We start from the raw sequence: 17,776 nt of genomic DNA, 5'->3' as shown, positions 1-17,776 counted from the left end.
TCATGCCTGAAACCAGCGGAAGGATGCTGCCATGAGCGAACGCCGCTCGACCGGCGCCCCCGTGCGCCACGGTCAGCAGCCTCGCCGCAGCGGAGTGCGCACGGGCCTGAAGGTGGCTCTCGCTTCGGTCGTCGTCATCGCCATGAGCGTGGTCGGTGTCGCGGCGTGGGGCGTCGCCGACATCTTCGGGCGGCTAGACCGCGGTGGCGTGTCTCTTCCGGGCAACTCGGGGCAGCCGCTTCCCGACGTCAACGCGATCGAGGGCGGCTTCAACCTGCTTCTCGTCGGCAGCGACAGCCGCAAGGGTCAGGGCAACGGTTTTGGCGACCCCAAGCTGCTGACGGGGCAGTTGAACGACGTGACGATCCTCGTGCACGTCTCTGAAGACCATTCGAACGCGACGGCCATCTCGATTCCGCGCGACACGTTCGTCGATGTTCCCGCGTGCCCGTACCCGCAGAATGACGACGGCACCGTGCCCGAGGGGGAGCAAGCGCCTGCGGGCATTCAGAAGATCAACACGACCCTCAAGCACGGCGGCCTCGGCTGTACCGCGGCAACGGTGCAAGAGCTCACCGGGTTGACGGTTCACTACGCGGGCGCCATTCAGTTCAACGGCGTCACGGCCATGGCCAACGCGATCGGCGGCGTCGAGGTCTGCCTGAGTGAACCGATTGTCGACCCCAAGACGAACCTCGATCTGCCTGCGGGCGATGTCACGCTCAAGGGCGAGACGGCACTGCAGTTCTTGCGCACACGCTACGGCGTCGGTGACGGTTCAGACCTCGGCCGCATCAGCAACCAGCAGGTGTACATGTCGGCGCTCATGCGCAAGATCCTCTCGGGCGAGACGCTCTCTGATCCCGTCAAGCTGTACAAGCTCGCGCGCGTCGCCGCCGACAACATGACGCTCTCGAACGAGCTCAGCAACCCGAACACGATGGTGTCGATCGCACTTGCCCTCAAGGGAATGCCGACCGAGAACATCACGTTTGTGAAGTTTCCCACCGGCTCTGGAATGCGCAATGGGCAAGATGGCGAGATTCCGGTAGAGGATGCTGCCGCCACGCTGCTCGACGCCGTCAAGGCCGACCGCAGTCTGGCGATCACGGGCGGAACAGGTGAGTACGGGGCCGTACCCAAGGACGGCGATTCGAGCGAAGAGCCGAGTGAGCCTCCCGCCGATAATTCGACGGGCGAGGCGACGGATCCGCCATCGACCGAGGGCCCGGTTGAGCTGCCGGATAGCGTCAAGGGTCAGACGGCGGCAGACGAAACCTGCTCGAATGGCCGCGGCTGACGCGGGGTCTTCTGCCGATAGTCTGACCGTATGAGTGAGCGCGGTGATGAACGATTCGAGCGGATCAGAGCCGCGGAGATCGGGTTGCTCTCGCCCGAGACTCGCAGCGACAGCATCCGAGTTGATCAACTGCTTCACGGAGACTTCATCGAGATCGGCCGCTCCGGTCGGCGGTGGACGCGAGACGAGATCGTCGCGATGCTCGGGAGCGAGGAGCGCGGAGAGGTACCTCAGACCGACGAATGGCACTTTGCCGAGCTCTCGGCTGGAATCGTGCTCGTGACATACCGGATCACGGGAACTGCTGTCGAGAGTCGGCACTCGTCTGTCTGGGACATCACGTCGGGGCAGCCCCGCGTGCGCTTTCATCAGGGAACCCGCTGCGCCTGACTGAGACTTCGGTCGCCGACACGTCTCTCGAATAATGCGAACGTATGTTCCATTTACGAACGAACGACCCGATCGCCGGTCGTGCAATCCAGAGTCGACTTCTCTGCAATCCCGGTCCCGTTTCATGGGAGACTCGTATACATGTTCGAGTGAATGTCGGTGGGTCGTGGTGGAATATGTGCATGGTTGATTTCACTGATTTTGGGAAGTATCCGGGTGGTGATGATCCGCCTGCGGGGTCGGCTGGTGCGTCGGCGAACTCGTTGTCGATGATGGTTGACGGCATCGCGGAGCAGCAGGAGATGATCGCGAGCATGCAGGCTCGGGTTGCTGTTCTGATGTGTGAGGCAGTGCGATTCGCATTGCGTAACGATCGCGTCTTTGTGCCTGACGACACGTCGTCGTCGGCGTCGCGTCAGGAATGGACGCGTCGTGCCCTGATTGCGGAATTCGCCGTAGCGTTCCGGCTGTCGGAGCGGAAGATCGCGTCGATGATGGAGACCAGCGAGGCTCTCGTGACAGAGCTTCCCGAGACGTTGTCGGCGTTGCAGGATGGGTCGATCTCGCTGCAGCATGCGGAGATCATGGTCGCGCAAGCTGCAGGGCTTGATCGTGAGCACGTGCGCCAGTTCGAATCCACGGCGATCGCAACGGCGCTGTCGACGACCCCACCGCAGTTCAAGACCGCCGCCGTGTCGATCCGGGAGCGACTGAACCCGGACTCTGCGGCCGAGCGTAAGCGGGAGGCGGTGAAGGATCGCCACATTCACGTGACCTCGTGCCCGAACGGGATGGGGTATCTCGATCTGTATGGCCCGATCGAAGACATCCTCAGCATCGAGGCTGTCGCCCGTAACACCGCGAGGTCGCTGAAAGCGGCTGGCGATGGTCGCACACTGTCACAAATCGCCACGGATGCCGTCCTCGACGCGGTCAAGACCGGATTCACCGTCGATCTCCCGGCACCAGCCGAAGAAACCAGCGACAGCGCTGCCGGGGGCGATGCTGGCGACGACGCAGGCGACAAGGGCGTGACGACGGCCGGTTCGGCTGCTGAGGGCGTCCAGGCGCGTCGGGGCCGGCTTCGCCCGACCGTGCATGTCACCGTTCCGGTGATGACGCTGCTGGGCCGATCAGCGGAGCCGGGCACGCTTGACGGGTACGGTCCGATCGACGCAGACACGGCCCGACGGCTGGCCGCGGCTGCTCCGAGCTTCACCAGACTGCTCACCCATCCCGAGACCGGTGCGGTGCTCTCGGTCGGACGTGACCGGTACACGGTGCCCGCGGACCTACGCAAAGCAGTCGAGATCCGCGACGAAACATGCGGATTCCCCGGCTGCAACCGGCCGGCCTCCTCGTGCGATCTGGATCATCGGCTGGACTGGCAATTCGGCGGTGAAACCGACTTCGACAACCTTGCCGCGCTGTGTCCGTCGCATCACCCGGTGAAGCACGAAACAACATGGAGCGTGGAGCGCACCGGCGACGGCAAACTCGTGTGGACATCAGCCCTCGGGCGCCACTACGTCATCCGCCCGTACGCGGGGCCCGGATACAAGCGCGTCGTGAAATTCGAAGACACAACACCCGAGACCGTGCCCGCTGAGGGCCAACAGCGAGCACGGAATCTGCCAGAGAATCCGCCGTTCTAAACCGAATCGAGAGTCGCGACACAGCTGGCTCGTTCGAACAACTCGTCGGCGAGCACTGATACGGCAAAGGGTCACGTCGACATTCGATGGAGGAGATCAGAGCCGAAGCTGAGGAACGCCAGAACTGGATCTGACGAACGTCAGAACTGAAACGAACATCGGAACTGAGACTGACGAACTCACCCGGGCGGTGGGCTCGGAACTTGGCGCGCCTCTATGCGAGGAAAGCGTCGAACGACCCGGATATCGGTGGTGCCGCATAGCATCGGCGCATGACGACCCACTATTACACGGCATCGAGCCTTGACGGTTTTATCGCGAGTCCCGAGAACTCGCTCGACTGGCTGCTGAAGCAAGACATCGACCTCGAGGGGCCGATGGCGTACCCCGCATTCATCCAGAGCATGGGCGCTCTCGCGATGGGTGCGACGACGTATGAGGCGATCCAGGCGGAAGAGGGTGACGACGGCTGGCCGTATACGCGACCGGCATTCGTGTTCACGCACCGCCAGCTGAATGCATCTCCGGGCGCTGATGTTCGCTTCGTGCAGGGAGATGTGCGCACCGTGCACGCCGAGATGACCGCAGCGGTCCCGGGAAAGGACCTGTGGGTCATGGGCGGGGGAGAGCTCGCTGGCCAGTTTGCTGACGCCGGTCTCCTTGACGAGATCTGGGTTCAGTTTGCCCCCGTGACGCTCGGCGCGGGCGCGCCGCTGTTTCCGCGCGAGCTGGATCTCGAACTCGTCGACATCGCACGCAACCGTGCCTTCCTGTGCGGCCGCTATCAAGTAAAGGACGCGCTGTAGAGACAGAATCGGGCGGATGCTGCTGGAACAGCATCCGCCCGATTCTCGACCAGGAGCTGCTCAGTCCTCCTGAGGGCCGGAGCGCCGCGCACCTTCTGCAACGTGCGCCTCGACCGAGATCGCCTCGCGCTCGCGCGTCGCCAGGTCTTCGGCGGCAAGGCGCTGCTCGAGCTTGGACTGACGGTGGCGAAGCCACAGACCCGCGATCACCACGAGCGCAAGGAACACGTACGCTCCGATCGCGAACGGACTCGTCACGAGGTACGTGGGGTCGCCCTGGCTGATCATGAGCGACTTGCGCAGCTGCTCTTCGGCCATCGGCCCGAGGATCATGCCGATCACGAGCGGAGCGACCGGGTAGCCATAGCGGCGCATGAAGAACCCGACGACGCCGAGCACGAGCAGAATGATGACCTCGCGGTAGTTGAACTTGTTCGCGTAAGCGCCGAACCCGGCAAATACCAGGATGCCCGCGTAGAGGTAGTGCCGCGGAATCTGCAGCAGCTTCACCCACATGCCCACGAGCGGCAGATTCAGCACCACGAGCACGAGGTTGCCGATGTAGAGGCTCGCGATGAGCGCCCACACGAGAGCCGGCTGGCTGTCGAACAGGAGCGGTCCCGGACGGATGCCGTAAGTCTGCAGTGCCGAGATCATGATCGCGGCCGTCGCGGTGGTGGGGAGTCCAAGCGTCAGAAGCGGAACGAGCACGCCCGCTGCCGCCGCGTTGTTCGCCGCCTCCGGGCCGGCGACGCCCTCGATGGCGCCCTTGCCGAACTGATCCTTGCGCTTCGAGAGCTTGCGCTCTGCGGCGTACGACAGGAACGTCGCGACATCGGCGCCCCCGGCGGGGACCGTTCCGATGGGGAATCCGATCGCGGAGCCGCGCAGCCACGGCTTCCATGATCGCTTCCAGTCGTCGCGGGACATCCAGGTGCGCCAGCCAGAGGTGACGGGAACGACCGAGATCGGCCCGCGGCGCAACCGGGAGGCAACGTAGAGCGTCTCGCCAACGGCGAAGAGCGCGACGGCGACGATGACGACGGAGATGCCGTCTGCGAGCACGGGAGCGTCGAACGTGAAGCGCTGCTGGCCGCTCGTCACGTCGGTGCCGACGAGCCCGAGTAGCAGACCGCCCATGAGCGAGATGATGCCGCGCAGCGGTGATGACCCGAGCAGTGCACCGACCGTCACGAAGGCGACGATCATGAGCGCGAAGTAGTCGTTCGGTCGCAGCGAGACAGCCCAGTCGGCGAGGTACGGCGCGACGAACGTGAGAGCGATCGTCGCGAGTGTTCCCGCGATGAACGATCCGATCGCCGCCGTGGCGAGGGCGGCTGCGCCCCGGCCGAGCTTGGCCATCTTATGGCCCTCGAGCGCCGTGACGATCGAGGCGGATTCGCCCGGAGTATTGAGCAGAATCGACGTCGTCGATCCGCCGTACATTCCGCCGTAGTAGATGCCGGCGAACGCGATCATCGCTGCCGTGGGATCGAGGGTGTACGTGAGCGGCAGCAGCAGAGCCACCGTCATTGCCGGACCGATGCCCGGCAGAACCCCGACGGCGGTGCCGACGAGAACGCCGAGCAGGGCGTACAGCAGGTACTGAGGCTGAAGAGCTGTTGCGAAGCCGTTCAGCAGAAGGTCGATGCTATCCATTGAATATCGGTATCCAATTCAGGAGCGGCCCTGCCGGCAGCGAAAGCCCGAGGCCGACGCCGAAGGCGAGCTCGATCAACAGGCCGAGCGCGATGCCGGCAACGGCAGCGCGCCAGAGCGACTTCGCTCCGAGCGCCCATGCCGCCCCGAAGAACAGCAGAGCTGCGGCGAACGGCCAGCCGATGTAGTCGATGAGAAATGCATGCGCGAGAAAGAAGACGACGAGCTTCGCGACCGTGAGCCAGTCCGTGCCCATCGTCGAGTCAGCATCCTCGCTGTCTTCTGCGTCGCCCCGTGCGCCGAACAACACCGTGACGAGCGTAGCGAGGCCGACGATGGTCAGCGCGCCGCCGACGATGTACGGGAATACCTGCGGGCCAACGGTGTTGGCCGTCGGGGGAACGTGAATCTGGCTCGCGACGACGAGCGCCAGCACGCCGATCGCGACGCACAGAACGGCGAAGACGATCTCGCCGACCGTGTTGCCCGGCCGCGGCGACGCCTCACTGGCGGACTCTGCGCAGCCGGAGCCTGCGCCCGCAGACGAGGGTCGTTCGGTATCGGGGAGGGGCTCCCGCTCGGAAGCGAGAGCCCCGTCGTGCTCAGCCATGATGCTAGATCAACCCGATGTTGGTGAGCGTTTCGGTCACCGACTCGATGTCTGAGGTGATGAAGTCGTCGAACTCGTCACCGGCCATGAAGGCGTCTTCCCAGCCCTTTTTCTCGAGTTCGTCCTTCCAGACGTCTGTCTCATACATCTGCGTCACCACGTCGATCAGCTCTGCGCGCTCGTCGTCGGAGATGTCGCCGGGCGCGAGAACGCCGCGCCAGTTGGTGAGCTCGACGTCGTAGCCCGCTTCGGTGATCGTCGGGGTGTCGGGGAGCAGCTCTGAGCGCTCGGGAGACGACACGGCGAGAGCGCGAAGGCTGCCCGACTCGATGTGCTCCGAGAACTCCGCGACGCCCGAAATGCCCGCCGAGACGTTGTTGCCGAGCAGCATCGTGACGGCCTCGCCGCCGCCCGAATTGGCGATGTAGTTGAGCGTCGAGTTCGTGTCTTCCGGCGCAACTCCGGCCGCGGCCAGCAGCTGCCCGGCCAGAATGTGGTCGGCACCGCCGGCGGAGCCTCCCGTGATCGTGACGTCCTTCTTGTTCTTCACGACGTCTTCGACGAGATCTTCAAGCGTCTGATACTTCGAATCAGCGGGAACCACGACGACGAGAGCCTCTTCGGTGAGCTTGGCAATCGGCGTCGTGTCTTCAATGCGCGTCGCCGACTCGTTCGTCTCAACGGCGCCGACCATGACGAGTCCTGTGACGAAGAGCGTGTACGGGTTCTTCTCGGTGGCCAGTGATGCAAGGCCGACGGTGCCACCTGCGCCGCCGATGTTGGTGACGGGCGCGTCGCTCACGATCTTCTCGCTTGTCAGCACCTGCTGCATCGTGCGCCCGGTCTGGTCCCAGCCGCCGCCCGGGTCGGCGGGAACGATGATGTCGACGCTTGACGGCCCGTCGGCGGAGTCGCCGCCTGCTCCGCTCGCTTCTGCGGAGCATCCGGTCAGTGCGAGTGCCGCCGCTGCTGTGATCGCTGTGGCGCCGATTCCCCATCGACGTCGGTTTCGGCTGTGTGCCATGGGAACGTGATCCTCCTCGTTGAGTGATGTGCAGTGCCCTCGAGTGCAGAGAGGGTTGCAGCGACACTAGGGGCGGGAGGCGGTGCGCTGGAAGCATCCGGTCATAGAGTGCATTGTGTTCATTGTGGTCACGCTTTCGGGCATCGGCGGGGCCTCGCTCGATGGGACAATGGGCAGATGACTCGGCCAATGTCGCTTCGAGTGCAGTTGCTCGTGCTGCAGGTGTCGATCGTGCTCGTGACGGTGGTGACGGCCGGTGTCGCCTCGTCGTGGTTTCAAGAACGAGAGCTGCGAGAGGCCTACAAGAATCGCATGGTCTCTGTGGCCGAGTCGATCGCGAGTATGCCGGCGATTCTCGACGCGTACGAGACCGAGAATCCGGCCGAGACGATTCAGCCGATCGCCGAGGTGATACGGCAGGCATCGAACGTCACCTACGTGGTCGTGACGGATGCTGACGGCATCCGGTACTCGCACCCCACCGAGAGCCGAATCGGAAAGCGTGTGTCGACGGATCCCTCGATTCCGCTCTCGGGCGAGATGTATGTGGGAACGCAGACGGGGACTCTCGGGGAATCGTGGCGCGTCAAGGTCCCGGTGTTCGACGGCGATGAGGTGATCGGGACCGTCTCTGTCGGCATGCTCGAATCGATGCTCGACGAGGCGCTGGTCGCCGACACCCTGCAACTGGTGATCGTGCTCGCGATCGCTGCGGGGCTCGGCGTTCTGGGGTCAGCGTGGGCGACGCGCGTCATCAGGCGGCGCATCTACTCGCTCGAGCCCGACGAGATCGCCGCGCTGCTTGAGACTCGCGACGCGATGCTGCACGGCATCCGCGAAGGCATCGTCGCCGTCGACGACAAGCAGCGCATCGTGCTCATCAATGACGAGGCGCGGCGGCTTCTCGACCTCGACGGCGAGCACTATGTCGGGCGCGCGGCCTCAGACGTGCTGGAGCCCGCTGTGTTCGACCTCGTGGATGAGGGCGATGTGGATGAGCGGCTCATTCTGGCCGGACATCGCGTGCTGATCGCGCACAGCGACCGGGTGAGCGTTCCGAGCGGGCCGACGGCGAGCGTACTCATTCTTCGGGACCACACGCACCTGCACGAAATGCTGCGTGAGCTTGAAGGTGTGCAGAGCCTTGCGGAAGGACTGCGGGCACAAGCGCACGAGTTCTCGAACCAGCTGCACGTGATCTCAGGGCTCATCGAGCTGGGCCACGCCGACGAAGCGGTGGCGATCATCGAGAGAACGAACGGCGGGGGCACTCTGAACGGCGACGGCGCACACCCGGGCATCGTCGATCTCGAGGTGAGCGCGCTGCTGATCTCGCTCGATGCACGTGCCCGAGAGCGCGCCATCGCACTCGCCATCGATCCGCAGAGCTCGCTGCGCGATCTCTCGTCTGACCTCGAGACGCGCATCGACGTGCTGACGGTCGTCGCCAACCTCATCGAGAATGCACTCGACGCGTGTGAACTGGGCGGAACGGTGGCCGTCAGCATCCGTGACGACCATGGCTACGTCGTGGTTGTGCGCGATGACGGACCTGGCATTCCCGACGACCTCGCACAGCACGTCTTCGACGCTGGAGTGTCGACGAAGACGTCGGCGAACGGCCGCCGGGGGATCGGGCTTGCACTGGTGCGGCGCATCGCCCGTCGACGGCGAGGCGACGTCACCGTCGTCTCTGAACCGGGCAGCGGCTCCACGTTCACGGCTGTGCTCGCAGACGTTCACGCCCGGCCGACGGAGCGCGCACTGTGACATCGTTTGCCGTTCTGGTCGTCGATGACGACTTTGCCGTCGCTCGCATACACGAACGGTTCATCGAGGCGCTCGATGGGTTTTCGGTTGTTGGAACGGCGCATTCCGGCTCGCAGGCGCTCGCGAAGGCGCGCTCGCTGCAGCCCGACCTCGTCGTTCTCGATCTGTATCTTCCCGACATCGGCGGTCTCGATGTTCTCGCGGAGCTGCGGTCTGACGACGCGACGCGCGACATCGATGTGATTGCGGTGACGGCCGCCCGCGATCTCGACAGCGTGCGCAGGGCCAAGCTCGGCGGTGCGTTTCGGTACATCGTCAAACCCTTCAGCGCGAGCAAGCTGCGAGACGCGCTCGCCGAGTTTGCACGCACGAGGCGTCAGCTCGACACGGAGGCGGGCGTTGTCGTGGACCAGTCGGCGATCGACGCCATCATGCACGGCGGCAGGGTCGCGGTCGCGAATGCACCGCTGCCGAAGGGAATCGGCGAGGCAACGCTGCGCCGGGTCGTCGCCGCTCTGCACGCGGCTGACGCGGCAGCATCCGCCACCGACATCGCCGAGGCCACCGGCCTGTCACGCGTGAGTGCGCGCCGGTACCTTGAGCACCTGACGTCGACGGGGCAGGCTTCTGTCGCCCCACGATACGGGCAAGCAGGGCGACCGGAGCTGCTGTACTCGCTCACGGGCTGACGCAGCATCCGGCCAGATCGGTGCCGCGAAGCACTTCTCGCTGCGCCTCTTGTGTCTCTGTCGCACTCAGGCGTACTGTGCGAGAAGAGAGCCCCGTTTCGAAACGAGACCCTCGGATGTACTGACGTTGATGTCGATATCCAGGAGGCTCATCATGAGCGATGTCACACCTCTTCGCGGCGCCCTGCGGCATGGCAGCGGACTCAAGCGCCTGAACAACACGTGGGGCGAAGTGCTCGCCGAGTTTCTCGGCACCTTTGTTCTGATCGCCTTCGGCGACGGCGTCGTCGCCATGGCGGTGGCCGGTCTGCCCGGGTCGGGCAGAACCGAGGACCCGACGGCATTCTTTCTCGGCGCGGGCGACTGGCTGCTCATCGGGTGGGGCTGGGCGTTCGCCGTCGCCTTCGGCGTCTATGTGGCCGGCGGCGTGAGCGGTGCGCACATCAACCCGGCGGTGACACTCGCGTTCGCGGTTCGCCGGCGGTTTCCGTGGAAGAAGGTGGCGCCATACATCGTCGCCCAAGTGGTGGGAGCGTTCGTCGGCGCGGCGCTCGTGTACCTGCTCTACTCCGACGCGATCAACGCGTTCAACGAGGCGATGGGCGTGACGCGAACGGACCCGGAGGGCAACATCACCTTCTCGATCTTCGCGACGTTCCCCGCGCCGTACTTCGACGGCAATATGTGGGTTCCCCTCGCGGATCAGATCGTCGGCACGGCGTTTCTCGTGATGTTCGTCGCGGCCATCATCGACATGCGCAATGCAGCGGTAAAAGCGGGACTCGGGCCGCTGCTGATCGGGCTCGCGGTCGCCGCGATCGGAATCTCGTTCGGCGCGAACGCGGGTTATGCGATCAACCCCGCGCGCGACTTCGGTCCGAGGCTGTTCGCCTGGATGGCCGGCTGGGGCGACGTTGCCCTCCCCGGCACCGTCGAGGGCTCGTTCAGCGCTTACTTCTGGGTGCCGATCGTGGGGCCGCTGATCGGAGGCATCATCGGCGTGCTCGTGTATGACCTCTTCATCGGCGACGTGCTGCACTCCCGCGAACTCGCGGACAAAGAAGAACCTGCGGGCCGTACGCGAGAGTGAGAGAGCTCTGGAGTCGCCGAGTGGCATGATGGACGGCAACCCTCTCCGGCGAACGCCGGAGCGCTCACGAAGATTCAAAGGAGAACTCTCGTGTTCCACAGCCCGTTCCCCGACGTGGAGGTTCCCGACCTCAGCGTCTACGACTACCTGTTCGCCAACCTGACCGACGACGAGGCGTCGCGCGTCGCACTCATTGACCCGTCAACGGGCGCCGAAACGAGCTACGGCGTCCTCAAAGCACAGATCGACGCATTCGCTGGCGCGCTCGCCGCTCGCGGAGTCGCGGCTGACACTGTCGTGGGTCTGCTGTGCCCGAACGTTCCCGCGTTCGCCACCGTGTTTCACGGCGTGCTGCGCCTCGGAGCCGCCGTGACGACGTTCAACTCGCTGTACACGGCAGCCGAGATTCAGAAGCAGATCGAGGATGCTGGCGCCACATGGTTCGTGACGGTCAGCGCCCTGCTGCCCAACGCCGCCGAAGCGACGCGCGCGTGCGGCATCCCCACTGACCATGTCATCGTTCTCGACGGCGCCGAAGGTCACCCGAACCTCCGGGACCTGCTCGGTGAGCAGCCTACTCCGCCGGAAGTGACGATCGATCCGAAGACGCACCTGGCCGTGCTGCCGTATTCGTCGGGCACGACGGGCACACCCAAGGGCGTCATGCTGAGCCACCGCAATCTCGTCGCCAACGTGGAGCAGTCCCGCGTGAACATCGACCTTCGCGGCAGCGACCGGGTTCTCGCGGTGCTGCCGTTCTTTCATATCTACGGCATGACCGTGCTGCTCAATCTCGCTCTGCGGCAGCGCGCGAGCCTCGTAACCATGCCGCGCTTCGACCTCGAGGACTTTCTGTCGAACATTCAGGAGCATCGCTGCACGTACCTGTTCATCGCTCCGCCGATCGCCGTCGCGCTCGCGAAGCATCCGGTCGTCGATCGCTACGACATCTCGACGGTGCATTCCGTATTCTCGGGCGCAGCGCCGCTCGACGGCGAGACGGCGGAACGCGCCGCAAGCCGCATCCACGCGCGCATGATGCAGGGCTACGGTCTCACCGAGACGAGCCCCGTGACTCACGCGGTGCCGTACACGCGCGACGAGATTCCCGTGAGCTCTGTCGGCGTCGCGCTGCCCAACACGGTCTGCAAGCTCGTCGACCCCGACAGCGGCGCAGAGATCACCGAGTTCGACGACGCCGGAGTCACGCGTCCCGGGGAGCTCTGGATCAAAGGTCCACAGGTGATGCTGGGGTACCTGAACCGGCCCGATGCGACAGCCGAGGCGATCGATGCAGACGGCTTCTTTCACACGGGCGATGTTGCAACGCTCAGCGAGGGCGGTTGGTACACGATCGTCGATCGGGTGAAAGAGCTCATCAAGTACCACGGATACCAGGTGCCGCCGGCCGAGCTCGAGGCACTGCTTCTGAGCCACCCGCGCGTCGCCGACGTCGCCGTGATCGGCGTGCTCGACGACGACGGGCAGGAGATTCCGAAGGCCTTCGTGGTCTCCGCAGGCGACGCCGAGCTGACAGAAGACGAGGTGATGGAGTTCGTCGAAGAGCGCGTTGCGCCGTACAAGAAAGTGCGGCGCGTCGAGTTCGTCGACGCGATCCCGAAGTCCAGCTCGGGCAAGATCCTGCGCAAGGACCTGAGAGCGCGAGAGGTCGCGACCGCCTGACGCTCGGTCAGGGGCGGATGCCGAGGGCCGCCGTCACGTAGTCGAGCGCGCTCGCGGCATCCACTTTCATCTCGTGCGCGAGCCGGGCGTAGTCGCTCGCAGCGCGCTGCAGCCGCTGCTGCGTCGCGTCGCCCTGCGCCGAGACGAAGGAGCCGCTGCGGCCGCGCGTCTCGATGAGGCCGTCGGTCTCGAGTGCCCGATACGCCTTCGCGACGGTGTTCGCGGCGAGCCCGAGGTCGCTCGCCAGTCCTCGCACGGTCGGAAGCTTGTCTCCCGCGGTCGCGCGGCCGCTTCGCACGGCGTCGATCAGCTGCGCGCGGAGCTGCTCGAACGGCGGCTCACCAGCATCCGCATCAATCGGTGAGAACGGGTCGGTCACCACGCCTCCAGTCGTCGGTGTGACAAGTGTGGCAAGGCCCGCCAGGCGTCGCAACTGCGGGATGCTGTGGTCGGCACATGAGCGTACCGTTGAGTCATGGACACCGACGTCGTGGTGATCGGGGCAGGGCCGACCGGCCTCATGCTGGCGGCGTGGCTTGCAGAGCTCGACATTGACGCCGTGATCGTCGACGGCAAGGCGGAGCCGACCCGGGAGTCACGCGCGATCGGGCTGCAGGCTCGGTCGATCGAGATCTACGATCAGCTTGGCGTCGTGGAGCGTGTGATGCAGGAGGCCCGTGTGGCTCCCGCCGCTCGGCCGGGATACGGCCACCAGATGTTCAACGCCGTTGAGTTCGATGCGCTCGGCGAGGGCCAGACGCCGTACCCGCAGCTGTACATTCTTGAGCAGAGCCGCAATGAGCGCATTCTCGTCGACGCGCTGCGTTCGCGCGGACGCGACGTGCGCTGGGGTCAGAAGCTCGTCGGTCTGGCCGACGCGGCTGACCGAGACGGAGTGACCGTGACCGTCGCCGACGGATACGGTGCCGAGCAGACGATCACTGCGCGCTACGTCGTGGGAGCCGACGGCGCGTCGTCGCTCGTGCGCGAGATTCGCGGCATCGCGTTTGAGGGCACGACGAACGCCGAGACCTTTTGCGTCATCGACGCGAACGGTGTTACCGGGCTCGACGAAGATGCCATCAACATCCGGCCGTTCGAGACCGATCTGCTTCTCACATTTCCCATGGAGGGCGAGGGCCATGCTCGCATCATCACCGTCGTGCCGGAGGCCGAGCGTCACGACGATCCCGACGCTCTGGAGAACGCGGTCCGCGAGCGCGTGCGCATCTCGTTCGGCGTGACGTGGCAGTCGCACACCTGGTTCGCCACGTATCGCGTGCATCACCGCGTGGCCGAGCGCTTTCGCGACGGCGCCGTGTTTCTCGCGGGTGATGCGGCGCACGTACACTCGCCCGTCGGCGCGCAGGGCATGAACACCGGACTGCAAGATGCCCACAACCTCGCGTTCGCGTTCGCCGACGTGCTGAAGCGCGGCGCTCGCGACAGCATCCTCGACCGATATGAGGCAGAGCGGATGCCGGTGGCGCGCCACCTGATCGAGACGACAGACAGCCTCTTTTCGTTCGTCACCTCGCCCGAGACCGTTCCGCGACTGGTGCGCAGAATCGGGCCGCGGCTGCTTGGCCCGATCATCACGAGACTCCTGCCGCGCACCTGGGTTGGAGACCGCGGATTTGGTTACCTCGGGCAGCTGCGAGTGCGGTACCACGTGCCAGGCAGCGAGCACGCTGACGGAACGCGCGACGATGTCGTGGGGCGGCGGCTGCCGTGGGCGGGCGACAACGTCGACGCGCTGCGCTCGCATGAGTGGCAGGTGCACGAGTACGGAAGCGCGGACCCCGCAGACACGGCTCGTCTTGAGCGTGCGCTCGGCTGCGAGGTGCACGTGTTCTCCGCGGCGCCGGACACGCCGCTTATTCCGGGTGAGTTCTATCTCGTGCGGCCCGACGGATACGTCGTCGCTCGAGCGCGCCCCTCAGAGGCCGCTGAGACGTTCGCCGGCGTGCTGCCGGGTCGTCGTACCCTCGAAGGGCAGGAATAACCACTCTGAACGTTGGGAGCACACGTTCGCAGAGTCAACGTCGAGGGGGAGGCTCTTCATGCTGGCGGTCAGGTACGACGAGTTCGGCGACAGCTCGGTGATGCGGGTCGCGGAGCGCGACGAGCCGCACGCTCGCGAGGAGCGCGTGCGCATCAGGGTTCGTGCCGCGGGCGTCAACCCGGCCGACGTCAAGAAGCGCAACGGTCAGATGGGTGAAGCCACGTTTCCCGTGACGCCCGGGTTCGACGCGGCGGGAGTCGTCGACGAGGTGGGCGAAGGCGTCGAGCACGTTGCCGTCGGCGACGAGGTGCTCGGGTGGGGCTTCCGCACGCACGCCGAGTTCGCCGTGCTCAAGCACGTTGTGCAGAAGCCGCCCGCCGTCGGGTGGACGCACGCGGCGGCGCTGCCGGTCGTGACCGAGACCGCCGAGCGCTGCCTTCGACTGCTGAACGTGCGCGAGGGGCAGACGATCGTCATCGAGGGAGCAGCGGGAGGCGTCGGAGCGGCGGCTGTGCAGCTTGCCCGTGCTCGCGGCGCGCGCGTGATCGGAACGGCATCCGAGCGCAACCACGATTACCTCGCCTCGCTCGGCGCCGAGCCGCTCTCGTACGGTCGCGGCATTGCCGGCCGCGTCAGAGGTCTCACGAACCACGTCGACGCCGTCTTCGATACGGCAGGCTCAGGTTCAGTGCCCGAGCTCATCACGCTCGTCGATGACCCCGCCCAGGTCGTATCGATCGCCGATTTCACAGCTCCGGAACTCGGGGCGCGTGCGACTGGCGGGGGAGCGGACGGCGCGTGGGACATTCTGGCCGACCTCCCGATGCTCATCGCCACGCACGGGTACGGCGCCCGGGTCGACTCCGTGTTTCCGCTCGTGGATGCTGCTGCCGCATTCGATCGCGTCGAGACGGGCCGCCCGCAGGGCAAGGTCGTGCTCGACGTGTCGCTCTCGTAAGGCTCGCGCGAACAGAACTTCAACGCGCAACCCGCGGTTCACCGGAGCGACACCTGGCCGCCGTAGACAAGCAGGGCCCCCTCCCGAGAGGAAAGCCCTGTCATGCCACTGCGAGCAACACGCTGCGCCCTCGCAGCATCCGCCCTTGTCGCCGTCTGCCTCGCAGGCGTCGCACCCGCCGCTGCTGCGCCGGCGGCCGACCCCATCACGGTCTCAGCCGAGAACGCCGCGCTGTCTCTCAGCGTGCTCGGTAGTTTTGAGACGGGCGTCTTCGACGAATCTGCCGCTGAGATCGTCGCCGTTTACGAGAACCGCAGCTACACCGTCAACGCGCAGAAGGCCGCCGTCGACGTCGTCGATGTGAGCGACCCGTCAGCGCCGCGATACCTGTACTCCATCGGGGGAACCGGCGTGGCCAACTCGATTGCGATCCGCGACGATGGCCTCGGCGTTGTCGCGCTCGAGTCCGACATCAAGACGGATGCTGGAACGCTCCTGTTCTTCGACGCGAACGCCGCCTCCGCGTCCGTTCTCGGCTCTGTTCAGGTCGGCGCCCTTCCCGACATGGTCACGATCAGTGCCGACGGCGCCTACGCCGTCGTGGCGAACGAGGGCGAGCCCGCCGACGACTTCTCCGTCGACCCAGAGGGCTCGATCGGTGTCGTCGCGCTTCCCGATGCCGTTGCGGCACCGTCGCAGGATGCCGTGAGCATCGCCGAATTCCACGACTTCGAGGCTGGCGGGCCGAAGACGCTTGACGAGGCCGTGCGCGTTTTCGGGCCAACGCCCGAGAGCGACCTTCCGGTGTCGCGCAACCTTGAGCCGGAGTACATTGCCGTGTCGGGGGGAACGGCGTATGCGGCGCTTCAGGAGGCGAACGCCGTGGCTGTCGTCGATCTCGCGACAGCATCCGTCACCGACATCTGGCCTCTGGGGTACAAAGACCATGGCACGGCCGGCTTCGGCCTCGACGCGTCGGATCGTGATCCCGAAGGCGCCCCGACCGTAAACATCAGCACGTACGACGGGCTGCACGGTGTGTACATGCCCGACGGCATCGCGGCGTATGAGGTCGACGGCGAGACCTACCTCGTGACTGCTAATGAGGGCGACTCGCGTGAGTGGGGCGACTTCGTGGATGCTGCGCGCGTGAAGGATCTCGGCGACGACGGGCTCGCTCCCGTGTGCGAGACGAGCCCGCTCGCTGCGCAGACGGATGACGCTGATCTCGGGCGCCTCAACGTCGTGACGGATCTTGGGCTGTCTGACGACGGCAGCTGCTACGAGGAGCTCTATGCGTTCGGCGCTCGATCGTTCTCGATCTGGACGACATCGGGCGAGCTTGTCTTCGACTCCGGCGACGGCTTCGAGCAGATCACCGCCGAGGCGGCGCCCGAGTACTTCAACTCGAACCACAGCGAATCGAACCGAGAGGGGCGCAGCGACGACAAGGGCCCCGAGCCCGAGAGTGTGACGCTCGGCGTTGTCGACGGCCGCACGTACGCGTTTGTCGGCTTCGAGCGCGTGGGTGGCATTGCCGTGTACGACATCAGCGAGCCGGCGGCGGCCACGTTCGTGACATATCTGAACAACCGCGACTTCTCGATTTCTGTTGAGGATGCTGCAAACCCCGACGCCGTGCTGTCGGCAGCGGGCGACCTCGGGCCGGAGGGCATCGCGTTCGTTGCGGCGGACGCGTCTCCGACGGGAGAGCCGATGCTCGCGGTCGGCAACGAGGTCTCGGGAACGACGAGCTACTACGGCATCGCACTCGCGGGCGACGACGGTGAGACACCGGGCGGCTCGGAGGAGCCGGGTGACGGCGATGGCACGGGCGAACTCGGCGACGACCCGAATGGTGAGGAGCCCGGCGGTGCACCTGGTGCCGACGGGTCCGGCGCGGGAACACAGACAGGCACGGGGACTGATTCGCAGGCCTATGGCGCGGACGCTGCTGACGATGCGTCGGGCGAGCTGCCGTACACGGGCGTCGACGCGGGCCTGGCCGCTGTTCTCGCAGCGCTCGGCGGGGCGGTTGTCGCGATCGGCGTGACGTCGCTCATCGTTGCTCGCCGTCGCGCAAGGCTCTAGTCCGACGGTTCGTTTGAGGCAAAGGGCTCTTCAGGCGCACGATGAA

The 17,776-nt window shown here is 65.7% G+C and carries 15 protein-coding genes; 11 read left to right on the top strand and 4 right to left on the bottom strand.

What is annotated here, in order from left to right:
- Positions 1-31 precede the first annotated feature (31 nt).
- The 4 genes from ATJ78_RS01370 to ATJ78_RS01355 all read left to right on the top strand — a co-directional run bounded on the left by ATJ78_RS01370 (position 32) and on the right by ATJ78_RS01355 (position 4,151).
- Positions 32-1,300: an LCP family protein gene (locus ATJ78_RS01370; RefSeq protein ID WP_098405964.1), complete on the top strand. Its 1,269-nt coding sequence runs from the start codon at positions 32-34 to the stop codon at positions 1,298-1,300.
- A gap of 30 nt (positions 1,301-1,330) precedes the next feature.
- Positions 1,331-1,690, top strand: coding sequence for a nuclear transport factor 2 family protein (locus ATJ78_RS01365; protein ID WP_098405963.1), 360 nt, complete (start codon positions 1,331-1,333; stop codon positions 1,688-1,690).
- A 182-nt stretch (positions 1,691-1,872) separates the two neighbouring features.
- The gene (locus tag ATJ78_RS01360; RefSeq protein ID WP_169923354.1) at positions 1,873-3,345 is read left to right on the top strand and encodes an HNH endonuclease signature motif containing protein; all 1,473 of its coding nucleotides are present in this window, start codon (positions 1,873-1,875) and stop codon (positions 3,343-3,345) included.
- 272 nt (positions 3,346-3,617) lie between these two features.
- Positions 3,618-4,151 carry a dihydrofolate reductase family protein gene (locus ATJ78_RS01355; protein WP_098405961.1) on the top strand — a complete coding sequence of 178 codons (534 nt, stop codon included), beginning with the start codon at positions 3,618-3,620 and terminating at the stop codon, positions 4,149-4,151.
- Positions 4,152-4,211: 60 nt separating this feature from the next.
- On the opposite strand, the gene ATJ78_RS01350 is transcribed toward ATJ78_RS01355, so the two are convergent.
- From ATJ78_RS01350 to ATJ78_RS01340, 3 genes are read right to left on the bottom strand one after another with little or no spacing between them, the layout of a single operon-like run.
- Positions 4,212-5,810 (bottom strand): tripartite tricarboxylate transporter permease, encoded by a 1,599-nt coding sequence (locus tag ATJ78_RS01350; RefSeq protein ID WP_098405960.1) that lies wholly within the window; start codon positions 5,808-5,810, stop codon positions 4,212-4,214.
- The gene (locus tag ATJ78_RS01345) at positions 5,803-6,420 is read right to left on the bottom strand and encodes a tripartite tricarboxylate transporter TctB family protein (protein ID WP_098405959.1); all 618 of its coding nucleotides are present in this window, start codon (positions 6,418-6,420) and stop codon (positions 5,803-5,805) included. Before ATJ78_RS01345 ends, ATJ78_RS01350 begins: the two co-directional genes overlap by 8 nt.
- 4 nt (positions 6,421-6,424) lie before the next feature.
- Positions 6,425-7,444: a Bug family tripartite tricarboxylate transporter substrate binding protein gene (locus tag ATJ78_RS01340; protein ID WP_098405958.1), complete on the bottom strand. Its 1,020-nt coding sequence runs from the start codon at positions 7,442-7,444 to the stop codon at positions 6,425-6,427.
- Positions 7,445-7,621: 177 nt separating this feature from the next.
- Here ATJ78_RS01340 and ATJ78_RS01335 point away from each other — a divergent pair, with 177 nt between their 5' ends.
- From ATJ78_RS01335 to ATJ78_RS01320, 4 genes are all read left to right on the top strand, one after another.
- Positions 7,622-9,214: an ATP-binding protein gene (locus tag ATJ78_RS01335; RefSeq protein ID WP_098405957.1), complete on the top strand. Its 1,593-nt coding sequence runs from the start codon at positions 7,622-7,624 to the stop codon at positions 9,212-9,214.
- On the top strand, positions 9,211-9,903 hold the full coding sequence (locus ATJ78_RS01330; RefSeq protein ID WP_098405956.1) for a response regulator: 693 nt from the start codon (positions 9,211-9,213) through the stop codon (positions 9,901-9,903). Before ATJ78_RS01335 ends, ATJ78_RS01330 begins: the two co-directional genes overlap by 4 nt.
- Positions 9,904-10,057: 154 nt before the next feature.
- Positions 10,058-10,993 carry an MIP/aquaporin family protein gene (locus ATJ78_RS01325; protein ID WP_098405955.1) on the top strand — a complete coding sequence of 312 codons (936 nt, stop codon included), beginning with the start codon at positions 10,058-10,060 and terminating at the stop codon, positions 10,991-10,993.
- Between the two features lie 90 nt (positions 10,994-11,083).
- Entirely contained in the window at positions 11,084-12,676 is a 1,593-nt protein-coding gene (locus ATJ78_RS01320) for an AMP-binding protein (protein WP_098405954.1), read from the top strand.
- Positions 12,677-12,683: 7 nt separating this feature from the next.
- Here ATJ78_RS01320 and ATJ78_RS01315 read toward each other — a convergent pair whose 3' ends face one another.
- Complete coding sequence (locus ATJ78_RS01315; RefSeq protein ID WP_098409137.1) at positions 12,684-13,055, bottom strand: GntR family transcriptional regulator; 372 nt, start codon at positions 13,053-13,055, stop codon at positions 12,684-12,686.
- A 96-nt stretch (positions 13,056-13,151) separates the two neighbouring features.
- Between ATJ78_RS01315 and ATJ78_RS01310 the strand changes: the two genes are divergently transcribed.
- The 3 genes from ATJ78_RS01310 (at position 13,152) to ATJ78_RS01300 (ending at position 17,730) form a co-directional block, all read left to right on the top strand.
- The gene (locus ATJ78_RS01310) at positions 13,152-14,681 is read left to right on the top strand and encodes an FAD-dependent monooxygenase (protein WP_098405953.1); all 1,530 of its coding nucleotides are present in this window, start codon (positions 13,152-13,154) and stop codon (positions 14,679-14,681) included.
- 58 nt (positions 14,682-14,739) lie between these two features.
- Positions 14,740-15,639, top strand: a complete 900-nt coding sequence (locus ATJ78_RS01305) for an NADP-dependent oxidoreductase (RefSeq protein ID WP_098405952.1) — start codon at positions 14,740-14,742, stop codon at positions 15,637-15,639.
- A 102-nt stretch (positions 15,640-15,741) separates the two neighbouring features.
- A complete protein-coding gene (locus ATJ78_RS01300; RefSeq protein ID WP_098405951.1) occupies positions 15,742-17,730 on the top strand; it encodes a choice-of-anchor I family protein in 1,989 nt (662 codons plus the stop codon).
- The last annotated feature ends 46 nt before the right edge of the window (positions 17,731-17,776 follow it).

Source organism: Paramicrobacterium agarici, from assembly GCF_002563955.1.
Classification (GTDB): domain Bacteria; phylum Actinomycetota; class Actinomycetes; order Actinomycetales; family Microbacteriaceae; genus Paramicrobacterium; species Paramicrobacterium agarici.
The sequence above is the reverse complement of the archived record's forward strand: the minus strand, read 5'-3'. Positions and strand labels throughout refer to the sequence as shown.